Origin of the sequence: Nocardia brasiliensis NBRC 14402, from assembly GCF_000308475.2 — a bacterium.
Classification (GTDB): Bacteria; Actinomycetota; Actinomycetes; order Mycobacteriales; family Mycobacteriaceae; genus Nocardia; species Nocardia brasiliensis.
The window spans coordinates 1-20,762 of the sequence record NZ_BAFT02000045.1 but is presented as its reverse complement, the minus strand read 5'-3'; the positions used below and the strand labels follow the sequence as shown (position 1 = coordinate 20,762).

At 68.5% G+C, this 20,762-nt stretch carries 17 protein-coding genes; 10 read left to right on the top strand and 7 right to left on the bottom strand.

What is annotated here, in order from left to right:
• Nucleotides 1-20 precede the first annotated feature (20 nt).
• The 3 genes from TY25_RS14335 (at nt 21) to TY25_RS14325 (ending at nt 3,555) form a co-directional block, all read left to right on the top strand.
• Nucleotides 21-830 (top strand): SDR family oxidoreductase, encoded by an 810-nt coding sequence (locus TY25_RS14335; protein WP_042256534.1) that lies wholly within the window; start codon nt 21-23, stop codon nt 828-830.
• Nucleotides 831-1,013: 183 nt separating this feature from the next.
• Complete coding sequence (locus TY25_RS14330) at nt 1,014-2,006, top strand: hypothetical protein (protein WP_042256533.1); 993 nt, start codon at nt 1,014-1,016, stop codon at nt 2,004-2,006.
• 154 nt (nt 2,007-2,160) lie between these two features.
• Nucleotides 2,161-3,555 (top strand): uracil-xanthine permease family protein, encoded by a 1,395-nt coding sequence (locus TY25_RS14325; protein WP_042256531.1) that lies wholly within the window; start codon nt 2,161-2,163, stop codon nt 3,553-3,555.
• A gap of 35 nt (nt 3,556-3,590) precedes the next feature.
• Here the strand turns inward: TY25_RS14325 and TY25_RS14320 are convergent, their stop codons facing one another.
• On the bottom strand, nt 3,591-4,820 hold the full coding sequence (locus tag TY25_RS14320; protein ID WP_042256530.1) for a benzoate/H(+) symporter BenE family transporter: 1,230 nt from the start codon (nt 4,818-4,820) through the stop codon (nt 3,591-3,593).
• 213 nt (nt 4,821-5,033) lie between these two features.
• On the opposite strand from TY25_RS14320, the gene TY25_RS14315 reads away from it, so the two are divergent.
• Entirely contained in the window at nt 5,034-5,840 is an 807-nt protein-coding gene (locus TY25_RS14315) for a sulfurtransferase (RefSeq protein WP_042256665.1), read from the top strand.
• Nucleotides 5,841-5,849: 9 nt separating this feature from the next.
• Here the strand turns inward: TY25_RS14315 and TY25_RS14310 are convergent, their stop codons facing one another.
• Entirely contained in the window at nt 5,850-6,554 is a 705-nt protein-coding gene (locus TY25_RS14310; protein WP_052382965.1) for an HNH endonuclease family protein, read from the bottom strand.
• A gap of 80 nt (nt 6,555-6,634) precedes the next feature.
• Nucleotides 6,635-6,997: a hypothetical protein gene (locus TY25_RS14305; RefSeq protein ID WP_042256527.1), complete on the bottom strand. Its 363-nt coding sequence runs from the start codon at nt 6,995-6,997 to the stop codon at nt 6,635-6,637.
• A gap of 148 nt (nt 6,998-7,145) precedes the next feature.
• On the opposite strand from TY25_RS14305, the gene TY25_RS14300 reads away from it, so the two are divergent.
• Together TY25_RS14300 and TY25_RS14295 are read left to right on the top strand one after the other, a co-directional pair.
• Nucleotides 7,146-10,265 (top strand): DEAD/DEAH box helicase, encoded by a 3,120-nt coding sequence (locus TY25_RS14300; RefSeq protein WP_042256526.1) that lies wholly within the window; start codon nt 7,146-7,148, stop codon nt 10,263-10,265.
• Nucleotides 10,262-11,050, top strand: coding sequence for an SWIM zinc finger family protein (locus TY25_RS14295; RefSeq protein ID WP_042256524.1), 789 nt, complete (start codon nt 10,262-10,264; stop codon nt 11,048-11,050). The genes TY25_RS14300 and TY25_RS14295 overlap by 4 nt, the downstream gene beginning before the upstream one ends.
• 252 nt (nt 11,051-11,302) lie before the next feature.
• Here TY25_RS14295 and TY25_RS14290 read toward each other — a convergent pair whose 3' ends face one another.
• Complete coding sequence (locus TY25_RS14290; protein WP_042256522.1) at nt 11,303-11,773, bottom strand: LIC_13387 family protein; 471 nt, start codon at nt 11,771-11,773, stop codon at nt 11,303-11,305.
• A 72-nt stretch (nt 11,774-11,845) separates the two neighbouring features.
• Between TY25_RS14290 and TY25_RS14285 the strand changes: the two genes are divergently transcribed.
• Nucleotides 11,846-12,373 carry a TetR/AcrR family transcriptional regulator gene (locus TY25_RS14285; protein WP_042256520.1) on the top strand — a complete coding sequence of 176 codons (528 nt, stop codon included), beginning with the start codon at nt 11,846-11,848 and terminating at the stop codon, nt 12,371-12,373.
• Nucleotides 12,370-13,137, top strand: coding sequence for a helical backbone metal receptor (locus TY25_RS14280; protein WP_042256519.1), 768 nt, complete (start codon nt 12,370-12,372; stop codon nt 13,135-13,137). The genes TY25_RS14285 and TY25_RS14280 overlap by 4 nt, the downstream gene beginning before the upstream one ends.
• A gap of 15 nt (nt 13,138-13,152) precedes the next feature.
• On the opposite strand, the gene TY25_RS14275 is transcribed toward TY25_RS14280, so the two are convergent.
• Nucleotides 13,153-14,646 (bottom strand): flavin-containing monooxygenase, encoded by a 1,494-nt coding sequence (locus TY25_RS14275; protein ID WP_042256661.1) that lies wholly within the window; start codon nt 14,644-14,646, stop codon nt 13,153-13,155.
• Between the two features lie 130 nt (nt 14,647-14,776).
• On the opposite strand from TY25_RS14275, the gene TY25_RS14270 reads away from it, so the two are divergent.
• Nucleotides 14,777-15,433, top strand: a complete 657-nt coding sequence (locus tag TY25_RS14270; RefSeq protein WP_042256518.1) for a TetR/AcrR family transcriptional regulator — start codon at nt 14,777-14,779, stop codon at nt 15,431-15,433.
• A gap of 14 nt (nt 15,434-15,447) precedes the next feature.
• On the opposite strand, the gene TY25_RS14265 is transcribed toward TY25_RS14270, so the two are convergent.
• Both TY25_RS14265 and icmF read right to left on the bottom strand, forming a co-directional pair.
• Nucleotides 15,448-16,512, bottom strand: coding sequence for an amidohydrolase family protein (locus TY25_RS14265; protein WP_042256517.1), 1,065 nt, complete (start codon nt 16,510-16,512; stop codon nt 15,448-15,450).
• 138 nt (nt 16,513-16,650) lie between these two features.
• Nucleotides 16,651-19,869: a fused isobutyryl-CoA mutase/GTPase IcmF gene (gene icmF / locus TY25_RS14260; protein WP_042256516.1), complete on the bottom strand. Its 3,219-nt coding sequence runs from the start codon at nt 19,867-19,869 to the stop codon at nt 16,651-16,653.
• A 232-nt stretch (nt 19,870-20,101) separates the two neighbouring features.
• On the opposite strand from icmF, the gene TY25_RS14255 reads away from it, so the two are divergent.
• On the top strand, nt 20,102-20,762 hold a 661-nt coding region (locus tag TY25_RS14255; RefSeq protein WP_042256514.1), incomplete at its 3' end, for a hypothetical protein.

The following is a 20,762-nucleotide window of genomic DNA, read 5'->3' as shown; positions in this document are numbered from 1 at the left end:
CGGTTGATTAAGGTGCGGAGATGGAGATTTCAGGCAAGGTTGCCATCGTCACGGGGGCGGGCGCGGGGATCGGGGCGGCGCTGGCGAAGACGCTCGTCGCCGCCGGGACTCGGGTGGTGCTCGCCGACCTCGATGCCGAGAGCGTGACCCGCGTTGCCGAATCGCTCGGCGCGGGCGCGGTCGCGATGGGCGGCGACGTCGCCGACGAGCAGGTGATTCGCGGCTTGATCGAACGCGCCGCGACCGAATTCGGCCCGGTGGACCTGTATTTCGCGAATGCGGGCATCGGCGGTGGCGGCGGGCTGGACAGCACCGACGCGCAGTGGGCCGCCGCGCTCGAGGTCAATGTGCTCGCACACGTGCGGGCCGCTCGCCTGCTGGTTCCGGAATGGTCCGCGCGTGGTGGTGGCTACTTCGTGTCCACCGCGTCGGCGGCGGGCCTGCTGACCCAACTCGGTTCCGCCCCTTACGCGGTCTCCAAACACGCGGCCGTCGGCTTCGCCGAATGGCTGTCGGTCACTTACGGCGACAAGGGAATTCGAGTCAGCTGCCTATGCCCGATGGGTGTCGACACCCAGCTCCTGCACACCGGCCTGGTCCCCGGGGAATCCACCGCCGATGCCGAACTCGCCGTGAAAGCGGTGACCACCGCGGGCCCCGTCCTCTCCCCGGACGAGGTGGCCGAGGTCGTGCTGGCCGCCCTCGACGCCGAACACTTCCTGATCCTGCCCCACCCCGAGGTCCTGAAGATGTACCGCTACAAGGGCGCCGACTACGACCGCTGGCTCGACGGCATGCGCCGCTTCCAAGCCACCTTGCGCGCGACATAGTCGCACCAGTTCCGACTCCCCGCACCCCTTCCGTCGTCCCGCACCCGCTGTGGCCTGGCATAGCGGGTGCGGGAACGCAGAAGGGGTGCGTTCTAGGTCAGCACCTTCCTCAACACCCCCGAGTTATCCACAATTGCTTCCTGGCCGGTGGTCGGCGGGGGCCGATCGGACGAGCATGTCGTCATGGGCGAGATTCAACGGCGGCAAAACGCACTCGTAGACGGCTACACCGATCACGACATCCGTCGGCGCTATCGCGGTAGCCGGTGGCATCGACTGCGTCGCGGCTGCTATGTCGAGGCCGCGGAGTTCGACGGCCTCGACTCGATCGATCGACACAGGCTGCTGATCGATTCGACCCTGCCGGCGCTGGCCCACGATGCGATCGTCAGCCACCAGTCCGCGGCGGTGCTGTACGGATTGCCGCTGTGGGCAACGCCATTGGACCTGGTGCACGTCACCAGGGATCGGTGTAACGGCGGGCGAGTTCGGCACGCGATGAAGGTGCACTGCGCCCCGATATCGGATGGTGTCGTCGAGATCGACGGGTATTGGGTCACTACCCCGGCACGAACCGTGGTCGATCTGGCTCGCACCTTGCCGTGCGAGCAAGCGGTAGTCGTCGGTGACGCAGCCATGCGCACGTTAGGCATCACGCCCACCGAATTGGCAACGGAGCTGGCACTCGCCGCTCGACGCCACGGGATAACGCAGGCGCACAGAACAATCGGCTTGCTCGACGGGCACAGCGAGAGTGTCGGCGAATCGCGCAGCCGGGTGATGTTTCACCGAAACGGGTTATCGATTCCGGCTCAACAGGGCCAATTGTTCACCGCGACAGGCAAATTCTTGGGCCGTGTCGATTTCTACGACGCGGCCGTCGGGATCGTGGGCGAATTCGACGGCAGGGTCAAATACGGCAGGCTGCTGAAACCGGGCCAAGAGCCGGCCGACGCACTGTTCGAGGAGAAGCTTCGCGAGGACGCGATCCGCGAGACCGGACTGCTGATGGTCCGCTGGACGTGGCAGGACCTCGACGGCACTGCGGCAGCGCTGCGCTGGCAACGCGCCGTCGAGCGGGCCCGGCGAATGCCGCCGCCACCCGTCACCCTTACCCCCGCGGCGCTCCCCGAAGGGCTCCGGCCGGAGGTTCACCCCGTGCCGATGCGCCCCTGACTTCCCGCACCTCTTCCGTCTTCCCGCACCCGCTGTGGCCTGGCACAGCGGGTGCGGGAAGACGGAAAGGGTGCGGGAAAGTGGGGGTGTGATGTCACGTGGGGGAAACATTGCCGGGGGTTTGCCGTAAAGAACGGCGACTAGTTGTTTACCTATGGGAGAGGCGGCGCATTCTGTCGATCGCAGGTTGCCGTTCGGGCGGCAGCTGACCTTCGGCATCCAGCATGTTCTGATCATGTACACCGGGTGTATCACCGTGCCGCTGGTGTTCGGGGCGGCGGTGGGCCTGGACCGGAGCACGGTCGGGCTGCTGATCAGCGCGGACCTGCTGATCGCCGGGGTGATCACGCTGGTGCAGAGCCTGGGCATCGGCAAACTCGCGGGCGCGCGGCTGCCGATCATCTGCGGGGCGACGTTCATCGCGCTGGACCCGATGGTGCTGATCGCCAAGGAGTACGGGCTGGCCGCGGTGTACGGGTCGATGATGATCGGCGGTGTGGTCGGGATGGCGCTGGCTTGGCCGTTCGCCCGGATGGCCCGGTTCTTTCCGCCGCTGGTCTCCGGGACGGTGCTCACCATCGTCGGGGTCTCGCTGATCGGATCGGCCGGTCGGCTGATCATCGGGAACGACCCCTCGGCGCCGTCGTTCGCCGCGCCGTCCCATATCGGACTCGCGGCCGTGGTGGTGGTGCTCGCGGTCGGCTTCATGTGCGTCGCGCGCGGGATGTGGTCGCAGCTCGGGGTGTTGTTCGCGCTGGCGGTCGGGATCGCGCTCGCGGTGCCGATGGGGCTGGTGGTCACCGACGGCATCGGGAACGCGGCCTGGGTGGGCCTGCCCGAACCGTTCCATTTCGGGGCGCCGCAGTTCCCGATCGCGGCGGTGGTCGCGATGAGCATCGTGATGGCGATCGTGTTCGCCGAGTCGACGGCGAGCATGCTGGCGATCAGCGAGATCACCGGAAAACCGGTCGGCAGAGCCGATTTGGCGCGCGGCCTGATCGGTGACGGACTCTCCGGCGTGCTGGGCGGCGTGTTCACCGCGTTCGTGGACTCGATGTTCAACCAGAATGTCGGAGCTGTCGCGGCGACCCGGGTGCACAGCCGCTACGTGACCGCCACGAGCGGCGCGATCCTGGTGGTGCTCGGGGTGCTGCCGCGGTTGGGGGAGGTCGTCGCCGCGGTGCCCAAACCGGTGGTCGGCGGGGTCGGACTGGTCCTGTTCGCGACGATCGCCATCGTCGGCATCGACACCCTGCGCAAGGCGGAACTCGGCGACCGGGTCAACGCCGTCGTCGTCGCCACCTCGCTCGGCGTCGGGCTGGTTCCGGTGCTGGCTAAAGGCATGTTCGACAAGTTCCCGTCGTCGGTGCAGATCCTGCTGGACAGCGGTATCGCGATGGGCGCGGTCACCGTTTTCACGTTGAACCTGCTGTTCAACCACAGCCGGATCGGCGTGTACGCGCGGCGTGACGAAGTAACCGAACAGGCCGAAGTGCCTGTCGTACAACTAGATTCGGCCCCGATGGCGACCGGCACAGCACCGACCTAGGGCTCATCTGCCGACCGCACCGGCCCCGGACTCGTTCACTGCCGCAGCGACAACACTTTTCGTGCGACCAGTCCGGCGAGCAGTGCCCAGAAGGCGGCGCCGATACCGGCGAAGCCGACCCCCGAGGCGGCGATGAGGAAAGTGATCACGCCTGCCTCGCGGTGTTTTTCGGAGCTGAGGGCGCCGGTGAGCGCGGCCGCCAAGGTGGTGAGCAGGGCAAGGCCCGCAACGGTTTCCAGCACACCCCTGGGGGCGGTGGCGATGAAGGTGACCACGGCGGCCGAGGCGAGCGTGATGCCGAGGTAGACACTGCCCGCGGTGAAGGTGGCGAGCCAGCGCTTCTTCGGATCGGGATGCGCGGCGGGCGCGGCGGACAGCGCGGCGCTGATCGCGGCCAGGTTGATGGCGTGGCCGCCCGCGGGCGCGCCGATGATCGTGCCGAGTCCGGTCACGGTCATCGCCGCGCGCCAGGGGACCAGGTAGCCGAACGATTTCATGACCGCGGTGCCCGGAATGTTCTGCGAGGCCATGGTGACGATGTAGAGCGGTATCGCGACGCCGATGATGGCCTGCCAATTCCATTGCGGAACAGTCAATTCCACCGTCGGCACCATCGCGGCGAAGTCGAGGTGCCGGTGCTGCACGACGATGCTGATGCCGGAGCCGAGCGCCGCGGTGCCGAACGCCGCGATCACCGCCCAGCGTTTGGCGAAACGTTGCAAGACCAACCAGACCAGGATCACCGGCACCACCACCGCCGGGCTGGTCTGGACCGCCTTGACCGGGGCCAGGCACAACGGCAGCAGCACGCCGGCGAGCATGGCCTGGGCGATCTCGACCGGAATGGCGGCGACCAGCTTGCCCAACCGCTGCCACAGGCCGGTGATCACGATCAACACCCCGGTGATCGCGAAGGCGCCGACCGCGGCGGGCCAGCCGCCCGCCACCGCGCCCGTGCTCGCGAGCAGCGCCGCGCCGGGGGTGGACCAGGCCAGCGTGATCGGCATCCGATACCGGAAGCTGAGCAGTATCATGCCGATCGCCGGGGTCAGGCATACCGCGAGCAGTCCCGACGCCGCCTGTGCCGAGCTCGCGCCGACGGCCGTGAGTCCGCTCAGCACCACCGCGAACGAGCTGGTGAAACCCACCAGCGCGGTGACCGCGCCCGCGCCGAGCGGTTGTCCGAGCCCGACCGCGGCCTGGTCGGTGGCGGGTGGTTCGTGGTCCTCGACGGGTGCCGCGGGCGCCGGGGAAAGGTTCGACATTGTGGCGATCCTGCCCGCAACTGGACTGCCAGTCACGGGCCAGTGTGGGGAAACTGGACTGAATTCGGCGGCGGCCGAGGGCCTGGGGCGGCGCCCGCTACCGGCGAGTAGTGCTGGGGTGCAGCCACATTGCCCTGCTCAGATGCGTAATGTTGAGGGCATTCGGTGCGCGAAGGTGCGATTTCTGAACGAGGAGCTGGGTTGAGCGCGGTACTGATCTCACCGGTGGAGCTTCGAGAAGCCTTGTCGGGCAAGCAGGTTCGCCTGCTGGACGTGCGCTGGGCGCTAGGCGACCCGGACGGCCCGCAACACTATCTGGACGGCCACATCCCCGGCGCGGTGTTCGTCGACATGGAAACCGAGCTGGCCGCGCCGCCGTCGCCCGCCCGCGGTCGGCATCCGCTGCCCGATATCGCGCAGCTGGAGAAGTGCGCGCGCAGCTGGGGCATCCGCCGGGGCGACGCGGTGGTGGTCTACGACGCGACCGGCGGCATGGCGGCGGCCCGCGCCTGGTGGCTGCTGCGCTGGGCGGGCATCGCCGACGTGCGGATTCTCGACGGCGGACTGCCCGGGTGGACGAACACGGACGGCGCGCTGGCCACCGGCACCGAACCCGATCCGGAACCGGGCGATGTCGAGCTGACTCCGGGACATCTGCCGGTCATCGACGCCGACGCCGCCGCCCGCTGGCGCGGCCATCTGCTCGATGCGCGCGCGGGCGAGCGGTATCGCGGCGAGGTCGAGCCGATCGACCCGCGGGCGGGCCACATCCCCGGCGCCGTCAGCGCCCCCACCGCCGAGAACCTGGATGCCGATGGCCGCTTCCGCGCGCCCGCCGAATTGCGCGACCGTTTCTCGGGATTCACCGCCGAGCCCGTCGCGGTGTACTGCGGCTCGGGTGTCACCGCCGCACATCAGGTCGCGGCGCTGGCCGTCGCCGGTATCGAGGCGGCGCTGTACCCCGGTTCCTGGTCGCAGTGGTCCAACGACCCGAAGCGGCCGGTCGCCACGGGAGCCTGACCGAGCGGTTCACGGGCAGGTGCGGGCCACCGCGTGCAGGGCCGCGCTGTCCGCCGCGGTCACCGGCAGGTCGTAGCGGGCGGCGGAGGTGAGATACCGGCCCGCGTAGAAGCAGTGGTTGGCCCGTGCGGGCGGCAGCCACTGCGCCGGGGTCTCGTCGCCTTTGGCCTGGTTGGTGCGGCCTTCGGTGGCGAGCAGGTTGACCTCGAGGTCGTTGGCGAACCGGACCCGCTGCGCCGCCGGCCAGCCCGCGGCACCCAGATCCCAGGCGGCGGCCAGCGGATACACGTGATCGATCTGCACGTCGTTCGCGTCGGCCTTGGTGAACGAAAGCTGCTTACCGGTGTACGGGTCGTGCAAAGTGCCGCCGACCACCACGCAGTTGTTGGTCCCCGGCCGGAAGCTCACCTCGACGAGCTGGCGGGCCAGCACGTTGTTGCGGGTGTCGCAGCCGTCGTGCCCGCCGGGACCGTCGTGGTCGTCGGACCACGCGGTCCCGAACACGCAGCCCTGCCCGGGTTTGCACCCACGTTCGTACCCGCCGGGATGCGGCCGATCCGGAACCACGCGTACCGCGGCCAGCAACTGCTCCAGCTCGATCCTGGTCGGGCTGCCCGGCGCGGGCGCTACCGCGCCGACCCCCAATTGAGCGCAGCCGACGGTGCACACCAGCACGAAGAGGCTCACGAGCCAACGCCGAATGTCCGCACCCATGGCGCCAGATCTACACGTATGGACCGACATTCACCAGAACCCGAGCGGAAGCAGTTGTCAGGGGGCAGCGCGGGCGACCCTCACAGCCAGGCGCGGGCCAGCAGATCCTCGTCGGCGACCTCGCTCGCCCGCGGCGGGAACCGGGTGGCCGAGATCGATTCGGCGTTCGCCCCGTCGTGCCCGATCAGCCACGAGCCGCCGCGTTCCTCGCACTCGGCGAGTTTGGCGAAGGTGGCGAGCAGGAAGGTGATGGCCTCGTGCGGGTCGACGGTGCGGGCCAGGCGCTGCGACTCACCTGGGCGGGACAGGTCCAGCCAGACGCCGGACTGGCCGTCCAACCGCATCCCGACGATCTTCTCGGCCTTGATGAAGGTGAATTTGCGCCGCTCCCACGGCGTCGTCGGCGTGAAGCTCTGCTCGAGTACCTGGAGCAGAATCGTCATGGCTGCCTCCGCTTCCGTTGACACCTGACCGCGATTCTTCTGCGATGACCAGCGGATATCCAAGTATGTCCCGCTCCGGCCCAGAAATCCAGAAAAGCGGGATCGCGGTGGCCGCGGCGGTGTCGGACCTACCTGCTTGGATGGGCTGATGCTGCACGGTCTGTGGTCGCCGGGATCCGGGTTGCTGCTCTGGCACGATTCGCCCCTCACCGCGCTGCCCGAACCGCTGGGCGGCGTCTTGAGCGCGTCCAAATTCCGGCACCGGGCAGATGTGCTGGTGGCGGGGCCGGACGGCAGCACCACCGAGCAGGTCCGCGCGCACGCGATGGCACCGCAGAGCGCCGCGGAGGCCTTGCGGCAGCGGTTGCCCGCCGAGGCAGTGGCCGGCGATCTGCGGTTTCTCGCGCATGTCGCGCACGGCATCGAGCGCTGGGTCCGCGCGGGCCGGATCGTGCCGGAATTGCGCCGCGACGACGGCCAGTGGTGGGTGCGCTGGCGGCTGGTAGGCGGCGAACGGCAGCGGGCCTGGCTGGCCGAACTGGCCGTCGCGATGCCCGCCGCGCTCCGGGTCGCCGGGCGGCCGAATGCCGTGCTCGACGATCTGGTCGGCGAACTCACCGATCCGATCGCGCGAGCCCTCGTCGATCTGCCTGCGCCGACACATCCCCTGGTGGACGCGCTGGTCCGCGATGTCGCGCTGGACAACGGCAGCTACCAGGTGGCCGAGGTGCTCGAACGCTGGCGCGCCACCCTCACCGGCGACGAACCGGAGCTGGTGCTGCGTCTGCTCGAACCCGACGGTGAACTCGGCACGGCGGACGATTCGGTGGCGCTGTGGCGCCTGGAGGTCTGCCTGCGACTCGACGGCGAGGCACCGAGTCCTGTTCTGCTGCACAGTGATCCGAATCTGCTGCGGGTGGCGGGGGAGCAGCTCGGCGAGGCACAGCGTGCCTATCCGCGGCTGCGCGACCTGCCGAGCGACCCGCGCTCGATGGATCTGCTGCTGCCCACCGAGGTGGTCATCGATCTGGTCGAGCACGGCGCGCACGCGTTGCAGGCGGCCGGTGTCCGGTTGCTGCTGCCGCGCGCCTGGAACGTCAGCGCGCCGACCATGCGCCTGCGGGTGGAGAGCGCGGTGCCCGCGGCCGAGAGCACGGTCGGCATGCCCGGCCTGGTGTCCTACCGCTGGGAACTCGCGCTGGGCGACACCGTGCTGACCAAAGCCGAGATGGAGCGACTGGTCCGCAGCAAGTCCGACCTGGTCCAGTTGCGCGGCGACTGGGTGCAGGCCGATCACAAGATGCTGGCCGCCGCCGCCCGCTACGTCGCAGCGCACGCCGACACCTCCGAGATCACCTTCGCGGATCTGGTGGGCGAGCTCGCCGCGGGCCGGGTGGAGCAGGTGCCGGTCACCGAGGTGACCGCGACCGGCTGGGCCGCCGACATCCTGGATCGGACCCGCGAGTTGCCGCCGATCGCCCCGCCGGTCGGCCTCAAAGCCCAGCTGCGTCCCTACCAGGAACGCGGACTGTCCTGGCTGGCGACCATGAGCCGCATGGGTTTCGGCGCGATCCTCGCCGACGATATGGGACTCGGCAAGACCGTGCAGGTGCTCGCGCTGCTGGTGCACGAACGTGAAGTAGGTGCGCGCACGTCGGCGGGGTCGAACCATCCGGCGGGTGATCGGAAAGTCGCGCCGAAGACGGGAAAGAAAGGCCGCGCCGAATCGGCGAATACGGATGAGCAGGGCGAGTCGGCAGGTCCGCGCATGAAGGTCGGTGCGGTTCAATCGGCGGGCACGCAGGAGGCGGCTGCGCCGGATCTTCAAAGCGCGGTGGTGATTTCGCTCGATGCCGCGCGGCGGCGCAAGGCGGCGAAGGCTTCTTCGGACGGCAGCCCGGAGCCCTTGGCGGGCAAGCAGATCGACGGCGAGGTGGCCGAGGGTCGGCCGCACAGCACACCGGGTGACCGCGCCGTGGGCCCGACCCTGCTGGTGTGTCCGATGTCGGTGGTGGGGAACTGGCAGCGCGAGACCGAGCGGTTCGCGCCGGATCTGCGGGTGTGGGTGCATCACGGCACGGGTCGGCATACGGGGGCGGAGCTGGACGCGGCGGTCGCCGAATCGGACCTGGTGATCACGACGTATTCGCTGCTCGCCCGGGATCTCGACGAGTTGAAGCGGCAGTCGTGGGACCGGATCGTGCTCGACGAGGCGCAGCACATCAAGAACGCCGGGACCAGGCAGGCGCGCGCCGCCCGCGCCTTGCCCGCGCGACATCGGTTGGCGCTCACCGGAACTCCGGTGGAGAACCGGCTCGAGGAACTGCGCTCCATCATGGATTTCGCCATGCCGAAAATGCTCGGCAGCCCGCAGACCTTCCGCGCGCGTTTCGCCGTGCCGATCGAACGCGAGCGCGACGAGAACGCGATCAGCAGGCTGCGCCTGATCACGCAGCCGTTCGTGCTGCGCCGGGTGAAAACCGATCCCGCCGTGATCACCGATCTGCCGGACAAGATCGAGATGACCGTGCGCGCGAACCTGACCGTCGAGCAGGCCGCGCTGTATCAGGCCGTGGTCGACGACATGCTGGCCAAGATCAAGGACGCGAAGGGTATGGCCCGCAAGGGTGCCGTGCTCAGCGCGCTGACCAGGCTCAAGCAGGTGTGCAACCATCCGGCGCACTATCTCGGCGACGGTTCCGGCATCCTGCATCGCGGCAGCCACCGCTCCGGCAAGCTCGCCCTGGTGGAGGACGTGCTGGACGCGGTGCTCGCCGACGGCGAGAAAGCCCTGCTGTTCACCCAGTTCCGCGAGTTCGGTGAGCTGATCGCGCCGTATCTGACCGAACGCTTCGGCACCGAGATTCCCTTCCTGCACGGCGGCGTGCCCAAGCAACGGCGCGACACCATGGTCACCCGGTTCCAGGAGCCCGACGGCCCCGCGCTGATGTTGTTGTCGCTCAAGGCCGGTGGCACCGGCCTGAATCTCACCGCCGCCAATCATGTGGTGCACCTGGATCGTTGGTGGAATCCGGCGGTGGAGAACCAGGCCACCGACCGTGCGTTCCGCATCGGTCAGCAGCGCAATGTCCAGGTGCGCAAGCTGGTCTGCGTCGACACGATCGAGGAGCGGATCGATGAAATGATCAACGGCAAAAAGCAACTCGCCGATCTGGCGATCGGTGCGGGGGAGAACTGGATCACCGAACTCAGCACCGACGACCTGCGCGAACTGTTCACCCTCGGCGCTGAGGCGGTCGGCGAATGAGCACCGACGGACCCGACCAGGGCATCTATATCGACTACAGCCAGTTCGGCAAGCGGCGTCCGGTGCGCGGCGGCGCGGCGGCGCGGAGCAGGCGCGGCGGTTTCGGGCGCACCTGGTGGGGCAAGGCTTTGGTCGACGCGGTGGAGCAGATGGCCGAGCCCGGACGGATGTCGCGCGGCCGGACCTATGCGCGCGCGGGGCAGGTGGTGAGCTATCACATCGAGCCGGGTGCGGTGACCGCCGAGGTGCAGGGCAGTCAGCCGCGCCCGTTCACCGCCGTGTTCACGGTGCGGCCGCTGCGCGAGGAAGAACTCGAGTTGCTGATCGAGACGATCCGCGAGGCGCCGGGCATGCTGGCCGAGATCGCCTCCGGCGCACTGCCGACCGAGCTCGGCCCGCTCTTGCTGCCGACCACCGCGGCCGATCTGGACTTCAGCTGTAGCTGCCCGGATCCGGGCTGGCCGTGCAAGCATGTGGCCGCGGTCTGCTATCTGCTCGCCGAACGACTCGACGAACGGCCGCGCGAGATTCTCACCCTGCGCGGCCTCGACCTGGACACGTTGATCGGCGGTATCGAACGGGACCTGCGCGCAGCGGATTCCACCGACCTGTACGGCGACGATATCGAGCTGCCGAAACTGCCGAAGGTCGAATTCCGCCCGGCGACCGAGGATCTCGATCCGCTGCTGTTGCGCAAGGCGATGCGGATGACCGCGGCGGAGGAGCCGATCGCGGCGGCGGGACTGCGTGAACTCGCCGCGCTGTATCGCCAGATAGAAGGATGACAGCGCCAGATAGAAGGATGACAGCGTCGACTAGAGGGCTGGCAGCGACTGATCGCGCCCTGTGTTTGGTGAGCATCCGGCGTCGGGGCTTTCGGGGCGCCGCCGGACCTTCGGGGCGGGATCGAGTCCGGTGACACAGGGACCGGGACTTCCCGACACCGGATGCCTCGTCCAGTGTGCGCCCGGTCACACCGTCTGGGTACTGCCCGAAGGTTGCCAGGCCGCTGCCCTTGCGCCGAACTTCGGCAGCGCTCAGGCGCTTTCGCGGGGGCCGGCCACCAGCACGGTCGTGAAGCACAGTGTCGCGATGATCGACACGACGATCACCGGCTCGGGAAAGTACAGCAGGGCGATCCAGCACAGTCCGCCCGCCGCCGCCACGCAGACGCCGTTGAACAGCGACCAGCGTGCGATCAGCTGTGGGGCCGAGCGCACCGCGGCGATCGCGAGCAGCCCGAAAAGCAGTCCGAACAGCCCCATTCCGACGCTGTAGCCGGTGTTCAGGTCGAACACGCTGAGTTGCCTGCCGCCCTCGAACAGCGCCGTGCTGACGTGTGTGGACAGTTCGTTGACCGTCTCTTCGGCGGGTGAGTCGGTGCCGCCGAAGGCATGCACGACCAGCAGGTGCGCCAGGCCGACCACGCCGAGCAGTGCGGAGCCCGCGAGGTGGACCGGCGTGGCCCAGCGGGCGGACAGGGTGGACGAGGGTGTTATCGCGGTCATCGCGACCTCCGTGACTCGGGCCGAACCAGCATTCCCAGAACAGAACAAAACTTATGTTATAGGCTGGGAAATGTGGCGGGCAAGAGTTCATGGCTGGAATCGGGCTTGGCGATCCTCGGCACGGCGGGACCCGCCGGGCTCACGCTGGAGCGGTTGGTCGCGACGACCGGGCTGAGCACCGGCTCGTTCTACCACCACTTTTCCGGCATCACCGGCTATAAGGCGGCGTTGCTCGCGCACTTCGAGGAGGTGCACACCACCCGCTACGTGCGCGAGGTCACCGCCGCTGAGTCGCTCGACGCGCGGGCGCGGCTGGACCTGTTGCTCGATCTCGTCCTGGAGGACGACGGCCCGGCCAGATTGGAGACCGCGGTCCGGTCCTGGGCGATCGACGACCCGGCCGCGGCCGAGGTGAAGGCGCGGATCGACACCGCTCGGCTGGATATTCTGCGAAAGCTCTTGCAGGAGAGCGGCTATCCGGAGACCGACGCGTGGGAGACCGCGCGGATCCTCTATCTGCTCGTGCTCGGCGCGAGCAATATGCTGCCCGCGGTAGCGCCGGAGGAACTCCGGATCCTGGCCGGGCGGGTCCTGTCATGAGCCCGGTGCGCGACGATCTGGGCACGGTGGTGCCGCTGACCGAGCCGCGACGGGTGGTGTCGCTGGTGCCCTCACTGACCGAGGCGGTGGCCCGCACCTGCCCCGAAGTCCTTGTCGCCGCCACGGATTGGTGCACGCACCCGGCCGGTCTGGACGTCGAGCGGGTGCGTGGCACCAAGAACCCGCACGTGCGTCGCATTGTCGAGCTGGCCCCGGACCTGGTGCTGTGCAATATGGAGGAGAACCGGCGCATCGACGTCGATCGCCTGCGCGCGGCCGGTATCCCGGTGTGGGTCACCCGGATCGAGACGGTGGACGAGGCGTTGGCCTCGTTGCGCCGGCTCTGCGCCGTCGCCCTCGGTGCGGGTGTCCCCGGTTGGTTGGTGGCGGCCGAAACCGTCTGGGCGGCACCGCCACCCGTGCCGTTGCGACCCGCCGTGATTCCGATCTGGCGTAATCCGTGGATGGTGGTGGGGCGCGACACGTTCACCGGTGACCTCGCCCGCCGGCTCGGCCTGCGCCTCGTCCATGCCGGCCGTGCCGAGCGCTACCCTCGGCTCACCGAGGACGAGCTGACCGCCGGCGTCGAACTGGCGGTGCTACCTGACGAGCCGTACGTCTTCACCGAAACCGATGGCCCCGAGGCCTTTCCGGGGTGCGCCGTGGCCCTGGTCGAAGGACGCAGTCTCACCTGGTACGGCCCGTCGCTCGCCACCGCGCGAAACACCTTGACCAGTCAGCTGGCTCAGGCCTTTCCTGGCTGAGTTGCGGCCGGCGCGTTACGCCGAGGTGGCGAACCGGTAGTCGGACAGGTCGAAATGCCCGCTGCGCCAGGCGGCCTCCACAGTGGTCGACGGACGTAATGGCACGTCGCCGTGTTTGTCGAAGTAGTAGCTGTTCGCGACCGCGCAGCTGTCCTGCCAGAACACCTGGCCGCCGCGGCGGTCCAGCATCTCCTGGAAGAAGCGGTCGTTGGCCTCGCGGGTCACCTCGACCACCGTCGCGTTGCCCGCTCGGGCGTGGCGCAGGCAGCGCAGGATATGCCTGGTCTGGTTCTCGATCAGGGCGAAGTAGGACGAACCGTTGTAGCCGTACGGGCCGATGATCGAGAAGAAGTTCGGGAACCCGGGCACGCTCACGCCCTCGTAGGCTTGCAGCCGGTTCTCGTCCCACCACTTCTCCAGGTCGAGGCCGTCGATACCGCGCAGTCGATAGGTCGGCATGTTGCCGGCCTCCATCACCTTGAAACCGGTTGCCAGCACCAGGATGTCGACCGGGTATTCCGTACCCGACGCCGTGCGCACCCCGGTGTTGGTGATCGCCTCGATCGGGTCGGTTTCCAGCACCACGTTGGCGCGGTTGAACGTGGCCAGGTAGTCGTTCGAGAAACTCGGCCGCTTGCAGCCCAAAGCGTAACGGGGCGTGAGCTTTTCCCGGGTCACGGGATCTTTCACCTGGCTGCGCAGGTGTGCGAGACCGGCCCGCTCGCCGATCGCGGCTGTGGGCAGATTCTTGTGATAGTGCGCGGCGATGGGGAAGGTGACCTCGACGTAGGTCTGGCTGATCAGCCGGGTCAGCGAGCGGGCGCCGGGCACCCGCAGGGCCCACTGCACCGGCTTGGGCAGCGGGAGGTCGAGCCGGGGCAGGCACCAGATCGGCGTGCGCTGGAACACGACGAGCTGCTCGACCTGCGGGGCGGTCTCCGGAATCACCTGCACCGCAGACGCTCCCGTGCCGATGATCGCGACCCGCTTGCCGCGCAGATCCTGCCGGTGGTCCCAGCGTGAGGTGTGCATGGTGACGCCTGCGAACGCGTCGACACCGGGGATCTCGGGCAGTTTCGGGCGGGTGAGCACGCCGGTGGCGCTGATGACGAATCGTGCGGTCAGCTCGTCGCCGGTCGCGGTGCGCAGCCGCCACCGGCAGCCGTCCGCATCGAACTCGGCCTCGGTGATAGTGGTGCCGAACCGGATTCGGGACCGCAGCCCGTATTTGTCCACGCACGATTCGGCGTACGCCTTCAATTCCCGGCCCGGTGCGTAGGTTCGGGACCAGCCGGCGCGCTGCTCGAACGAGAACTGGTAGCTGAACGACGGAATGTCCACGGCGATACCGGGATAGGTGTTCCAGTGCCAGGTGCCGCCGACACCGTCGGCCTCGTCCACGATCAGGAAATCGTCGAATCCGGCCTCGCGTAGCTTGATCGCCGCGCCGATGCCGGCGAATCCGGCGCCGACGATGATCACCTCGTGCTCGATCCCGTTGTCGGGCATGGCCACCTCCCACGTACCGGCGGCGCACACACCGCCTCGTGTGTTCCGGCGGCCGCTGGGGGCTGACGATCATCGCATAATTGGCCGCACCTGCCACCAATTAGGCGCGCGGTGGCGTACTTTGTCAACCATGAGCTTGCGTGTACCGGCCCGGACCTGGGGCGGGCGCACCGCGGAGGAGCGGCGCGCCGAACGCCGCGCGCGGCTGCTCGACGCGGCCCTGGAGATCTGGCTCGATAGCGGCTGGGCCGCCGTGACCATGCGCGGCGTGTGCCAGCGCACCGCGCTCAACGACCGCTATTTCTACGAGCACTTCGCCGATCGCGACGAATTGCTCGGCGCCGCCTGGGATGCCGTGTGTGCCGAGGTGTTCGCCGACCTCGCCGCGGTCGTCGCGGAGCAGGTGACCCAGCCGCCGCTGGCGATCCTGCGCGCGGCGGTGACCCGGGCGGTGGCCTTGCAATCCGACCACGACGGACGCGCGCGCATCCTGCTGGCCGACCACGCGGGCAGCGCCGTGCTCGAGCAGCGCCGCAAGACCATGCTCGGTGACGCGACCGAACTGCTCATCGCCACCGCGCGGCCATATCTGGCACCCGACACCGATGAGGTGGACGTCCGGATGAGCACGCTGGTCTGTATCGGCGGTTTCATCGAGTTGCTGACCGCGTGGCGGACCGGGGCGATGGAGATCGACGGCCCGCGGATCATCGAGCACACCTGTGGTCTCGGTGCCCTGTTCGCGAGCCGGTATCTGCCGCCGGAGGTCATTTCCGCAGGGGAGTAACGGGTTTCGCGCGCTCAGTCGTCGAATCGGTAGACGCGGCGGGCGTTGTCGCGGAAGATCCGCACGATATCGTCCGGGCCCGCGCCGAGCGCGGTGGCGATCGTCTCGGCGCTGCCCGCGATGGTCGTGATCGGCTTGTCCACCGGGAAATTCGAGCCCCAGATCAGCCGGTCCACGCCGAACACGGCGAGCGCGTGCGTCAGCAGCGGACCCACCCGGTCCACCAGTTCGGGCACCGGCGTCGCGGTGCCGCGAGGCGGTACGGGGTGGCCGAGCACCGGCATCATCAGGCCGCTGACCTTGGCGACGACGTTGGGTTGCGCGGCGAGGGCGGTGAGATCGTCGCGCCAGCGCAGGAACAGTTCGCGGCGAACGCCGGGATTTTGCCCGGTGTGCGGTCCGATCGGGCCGAAAATCCCTGCGGGCGTGCCGAGATGGTCGAGCACGATGGGCACCTGCGGATAGCGCGCGGCCAGGGCCGTGACCTCGGGCAGCTGGTGCGAGTACACCCACGCCTCGAACGAGAGGTCACGCGCGGCGAGGTGGGCGAAGCCGTCCAGAAATTCCCTTGATGACAGCTGGTTTTCGGCGCGTCCGTACGGGCGGACGGTGGGGTCGGGATGACGGGCGACCGCGGCGCGGATGCCGCGCAGTGTGGGGGCGGCGGCTAGGTGCGCGTCGAGCAGCTCGCCGAATCCGGGCGCGGCGGGATCGCCGCTGCCGATGATCGCACCCAGCGCCGGGGTGTCGACACCGAACGGCAGGCTCGCCACCCAGCGCGTCTCACCCGCCTTGCCCAGCGGACCGCCCTGTGCCCATTGGACTTCGATGTGCACGATGGTCTCGACCGGCAGTGCTCCCGCGTCCGCGCGATAGTCCGCAGGCAGGTAGGGCTGCAGATAGGCGGTGGGGTCGCCGACGAACAGGCGGTCCCGGCGCGGTGCGAGCCGGGCCGCCAGGTCGACCGGAACCGGCAGCGCGCGCAGCAGTTTCGCGGTACTGCTGAAATCTCGCGGGGTCGTGAACGGATCCCACTGATGGATGTGCGCGTCGACGATCCGAACTCCCGCGAAATCCATACCTGCCACCCACAATCGTGCCGTCGTCCCGCCCGCCACCGGCGATTGTCACACGCCGACGCGCACGCGCAACGACATTCGCCTCGTCACCGCGGGCCGTACGGGCACCGGAAGGCCCGGCCGGCGGGCTCGGCAACGTCACACGTTGCGGCGGTACTGGCCGCCGACGGTGAAGAAGGCGTCGGTGATCTGTTGCAGGGTGCAGACGCGGGCGGCGTCCATCAGGACCTCGAAGATGTTGTCGTCGGTGCGGGCGACCGCGTCGAGGCGGGCGAGGGCGGCATGGGCGGCGTCGCGGTGCCGGTGCTGGAAGTCGCGGACCCGTTGCAGCTGGGACTGTTTCTCCTGCTCGGTGCCGCGCGCCAATTCGATCTCGTGGTGCGGTTCGCCGTGCGGGTTGCGGAAGGTGTTCACGCCGATGATCGGCAGCGAGCCGTCGTGCTTGCGATGCTCGTAGCGGATCGACTCGTCCTGGATCTTGCCGCGCTGGTACCCGGTTTCCATCGCGCCGAGCACCCCGCCGCGCTCGCTGATCCGGTCGAACTCGGCCAGCACCGCCTCCTCGACCAGGTCGGTGAGTTCGTCGATGAGAAAGCTGCCCTGCAGCGGGTTCTCGTTCATCGCCACGCCCCACTCGCGGTTGATGATCAGTTGGATGGCCAGCGCGCGGCGCACCGATTCCGCGGTGGGCGTGGTCACCGCCTCGTCGTAGGCGTTGGTGTGCAGGCTGTTGCAGTTGTCGTAGATGGCGATCAGCGCCTGCAACGTGGTGCGAATGTCGTTGAAGCTCATCTCCTGCGCGTGCAGTGAGCGGCCCGAGGTCTGTACGTGGTACTTGAGCTTCTGGGCGCGATCGTTGGCGCCGTAGCGATCGCGCATGGTGATCGCCCAGATGCGCCGGGCGACCCGGCCGATCACCGAATACTCGGGATCCATGCCGTTGGAGAAGAAGAACGACAGGTTCGGCGCGAAGTCGTCGATCGCCATGCCTCGCGCGAGATACGCCTCCACGTAGGTGAATCCGTTGGCGAGGGTGAACGCGAGCTGGCTGATCGGATTCGCGCCCGCCTCCGCGATGTGATACCCGGAGATCGACACCGAGTAGAAGTTGCGGACATTGTTGCGCACGAACCATTCCTGGATATCGGCCATCATGCGCAGGCTGAATTCGGTGGAGAAGATGCAGGTGTTCTGGCCCTGGTCCTCTTTCAGGATGTCGGCCTGCACGGTGCCGCGAACCGTCGCCAGGGTCTCGGCCCGGATATCGGCGGCTTCCTGCTCGGACGGCGGACGCCCATTGTCCGCCGAGAAGCGTTCCAGCGCTTGGTCGATCGCGGTATTGAGGAAGTACGCCAGGATGGTCGGCGCGGGGCCGTTGATGGTCATCGACACCGAGGTGGTCGGCGCGGTCAGGTCGAAGCCGTCGTAGAGCGCTTTCATATCGTCGAGCGAGGCGATGGAGACGCCGGAGGTGCCGACCTTGCCGTAGATATCGGGACGCTCGGCCGGATCGTGACCGTACAGCGTCACCGAATCGAACGCGGTGGACAGCCTTTTCGCGTCGGCGTACTCGCTCAGCACCTTGAAACGGCGGTTGGTGCGGAATGGATCGCCTTCCCCGGCGAACATCCGGGCCGGGTCCTCGTTGTCCCGCTTGAACGGGAAGACGCCCGCGGTGAACGGGAAGTGCCCGGGCAGGTGCTCGGAGCGCAAGAACCGCAGCAACTCACCGTGGTCGGTGTAGCGCGGCAGCGCGACGCGCGGAATCGAGTTGCCGGACAGTGTTTCCCGGCGCAACGTCGTACGGATCTCGCGGTCGCGGATGCGCACCACCTGCTCCGCACCCCGATAGGACTCGGCCAGGGCGGGCCATTCGGCCAGTAGGGCGGCGTTTTCCGGGCTCAGTTCGGTGCGGGCGGTGGCGGCGAGCTCGGCGACGGCGTGATCGTCCGGCAGTTCCGCGGCGACCTGGTCCAGGCGCTGCACCCGCTGGGCCGCGACGATCTGCGTGGCGGTCCGGGCGTGATAGTCGCGCACCGCCTCGGCGATCTCGGCCAGGTAGCGCACCCTGGCGGGCGGAATGATCTGGGCGAACCGGGTCGAGGTGCGGGTGTCGACCTTGGGCAGCACCCCCGGATCCAGTTGCAAACCGTGCTCGGTGAGCAGACCGGTCAGGTGCTGGTACAGCGCGGTGACGCCGTCGTCGTTGAAAGTGGCCGCGCTGGTACCGAATACGGGCATGTCCTCCGGTGACGCGCTGAAGTCCGCTCGGTTGCGGATGAGCTGGCGCGACACGTCCCGCAGCGCATCGGCGGCCCCGCGCCGCTCGAACTTGTTGATCGCCACCACGTCCGCGTAGTCCAGCATGTCGATCTTCTCCAGCTGGGAGGCGGCGCCGAATTCCGGTGTCATGACGTACATGGACACATCGACCTCCTCGGTGACCGCGGCGTCGCCCTGTCCGATGCCCGGGGTCTCCAGGACGACCAGGTCGTAACCCGCTGCCTTGCAGGCGGTCACGATGAGTTCGATGTGGTCCGGCAGCTCGCGACCGCCCCGGGTGGCCAGCGAGCGGAAGAAGATGTGATCGCCGTCCAAGGCGTTCATCCGGATGCGGTCGCCGAGCAGTGCGCCGCCACCTCGGCGCCGGGTCGGATCCACCGCGAGAATCGCGACACGCAACTTGTCCTGCTGGTCGGTGCGCAGCCGGCGCACCAATTCGTCGGTCAGCGAGGACTTTCCGGAGCCGCCGGTGCCGGTGATGCCGAGCACCGGCACGGTGCGCGCGGCGGCCGCCTGTCGCAATGCGAGTTGATCGGGCTCCGGCAGCACACCCTGCTGGATACAGGTGATGGCGCGGGCCAGCGCCGCGCGCTCGCCGGTGAGCACCGCGTCCAGCACCGGCGGCGCGGCGGCGAGATCGATATCGCAGGCGTGGATCAGCCGATTGATCATGCCGGGCAGCCCGAGTCGCTGGCCGTCCTCAGGGGAGAAGATGGTCACGCCGGATTCGGCGAGCCGCGCGATTTCCTGCGCGACGATCACGCCACCACCCCCGCCGAATATGCGAACGTGTTCCGCCCCTGCCTTTTTCAGCGCGTCGGCGAGGTATTCGAAATATTCGACGTGCCCGCCCTGATAGGAACTCACCGCGACGCCTTGCGCGTCCTCGGTGAGTACCGCGTCGACGACTTCGCGGACCGAGCGATTGTGCCCGAGGTGGATCACCTCCGCGCCTTGCGACTGCAGGATGCGGCGCATGATGTTGATCGCCGCGTCGTGCCCGTCGAACAGGGCCGCCGAGGTCACGAAGCGGACGGGGTGGATCGGCGTATGCAGTGTGCTGCTCTCGGCCACGGGTTTCCTCCGGTGCTACCACGGGGCGTCCGATACTAGGACGTCAAACTAATCCTACGGTGATGCCCATCACAGCGCTACCGGGAAACGCCCGGTCGATTCCGGAAAGTTCGTCTCGGGGATTCCGCTCACCGTGACCACAAATGGCGACAACCCGTTCGAGCTCGAGTTCCGATGGGACGCGATGCCCTGAATCAGAAATCCACGCACGAATTTCACCGAAGGACGATCCATGGGACGGAATTCTTATCGGCTCGCTGCCGCGGTAGCCGCCCTCGGGCTGTCGACGCTCGCCGCACCGTTCGCGCACGCCGAACCCGCGCCGCTGAACGGCCTGTTCTCGCTCGCGCCCGGCGTCTGCTCCGGCGGCGCGGTGACCGGCAGCTTCTTTCGGATGATCCTGCCGACCGGCGACGCGGGCGGTCCCTACCTCGCCAACAGTGATTCCGGGTGCAGCGACCAGACGGTGACCCCGCTGTCCGCGGGCAGCGACGGCGGGCTGATCAGCGGGAGCTATCAGCCGCAACCCGCCGCCGCGTTCGACGGGGCGGGCAACGCGCAGTCGGGCCGGGTCACCACTCCGGTCCGTTTCTACGGCGTCGACTTCGCCACCGCGACCAACCCCACCGACCCGCAGACCGGCGGCGGCACGGGCACCCCGCAGCTGTTCTCCGACGGTGGCCAGCTCTCGGGCGACCTGAGCAGCCTCGGCGTCACCTGGAACAACCAGGTGTTCAATCAGGGCTCGCCGAAGCCGGGCGGTGGACTGCCGGGCAAGACCAGCCCGGTGCGCGGCACCATCGACGGCTCGGGCAACTTCGTGCTCGAGTGGACCAGCCAGATCGTCGGCGGCCCGTTCAACAACTTCACCGGGCTGTGGCACCTGGCCGGTC

Excerpts from the sequence above, each read along its gene's own strand:
- TY25_RS14280 (WP_042256519.1), top strand. The coding sequence starts at position 12,370 with ATGAGCCCGGTGCGCGACGATCTGGGCACGGTGGTGCCGCTGACCGAG.
- TY25_RS14270 (WP_042256518.1), top strand. The coding sequence starts at position 14,777 with ATGAGCTTGCGTGTACCGGCCCGGACCTGGGGCGGGCGCACCGCGGAG.
- TY25_RS14330 (WP_042256533.1), top strand. The coding sequence starts at position 1,014 with ATGGGCGAGATTCAACGGCGGCAAAACGCACTCGTAGACGGCTACACC.
- TY25_RS14275 (WP_042256661.1), bottom strand. The coding sequence starts at position 14,646 with ATGCCCGACAACGGGATCGAGCACGAGGTGATCATCGTCGGCGCCGGA.
- TY25_RS14290 (WP_042256522.1), bottom strand. The coding sequence starts at position 11,773 with ATGACCGCGATAACACCCTCGTCCACCCTGTCCGCCCGCTGGGCCACG.
- TY25_RS14335 (WP_042256534.1), top strand. The coding sequence starts at position 21 with ATGGAGATTTCAGGCAAGGTTGCCATCGTCACGGGGGCGGGCGCGGGG.
- TY25_RS14300 (WP_042256526.1), top strand. The coding sequence starts at position 7,146 with ATGCTGCACGGTCTGTGGTCGCCGGGATCCGGGTTGCTGCTCTGGCAC.
- TY25_RS14265 (WP_042256517.1), bottom strand. The coding sequence starts at position 16,512 with ATGGATTTCGCGGGAGTTCGGATCGTCGACGCGCACATCCATCAGTGG.
- TY25_RS14305 (WP_042256527.1), bottom strand. The coding sequence starts at position 6,997 with ATGACGATTCTGCTCCAGGTACTCGAGCAGAGCTTCACGCCGACGACG.
- TY25_RS14325 (WP_042256531.1), top strand. The coding sequence starts at position 2,161 with ATGGGAGAGGCGGCGCATTCTGTCGATCGCAGGTTGCCGTTCGGGCGG.
- TY25_RS14320 (WP_042256530.1), bottom strand. The coding sequence starts at position 4,820 with ATGTCGAACCTTTCCCCGGCGCCCGCGGCACCCGTCGAGGACCACGAA.
- TY25_RS14295 (WP_042256524.1), top strand. The coding sequence starts at position 10,262 with ATGAGCACCGACGGACCCGACCAGGGCATCTATATCGACTACAGCCAG.
- TY25_RS14310 (WP_052382965.1), bottom strand. The coding sequence starts at position 6,554 with ATGGGTGCGGACATTCGGCGTTGGCTCGTGAGCCTCTTCGTGCTGGTG.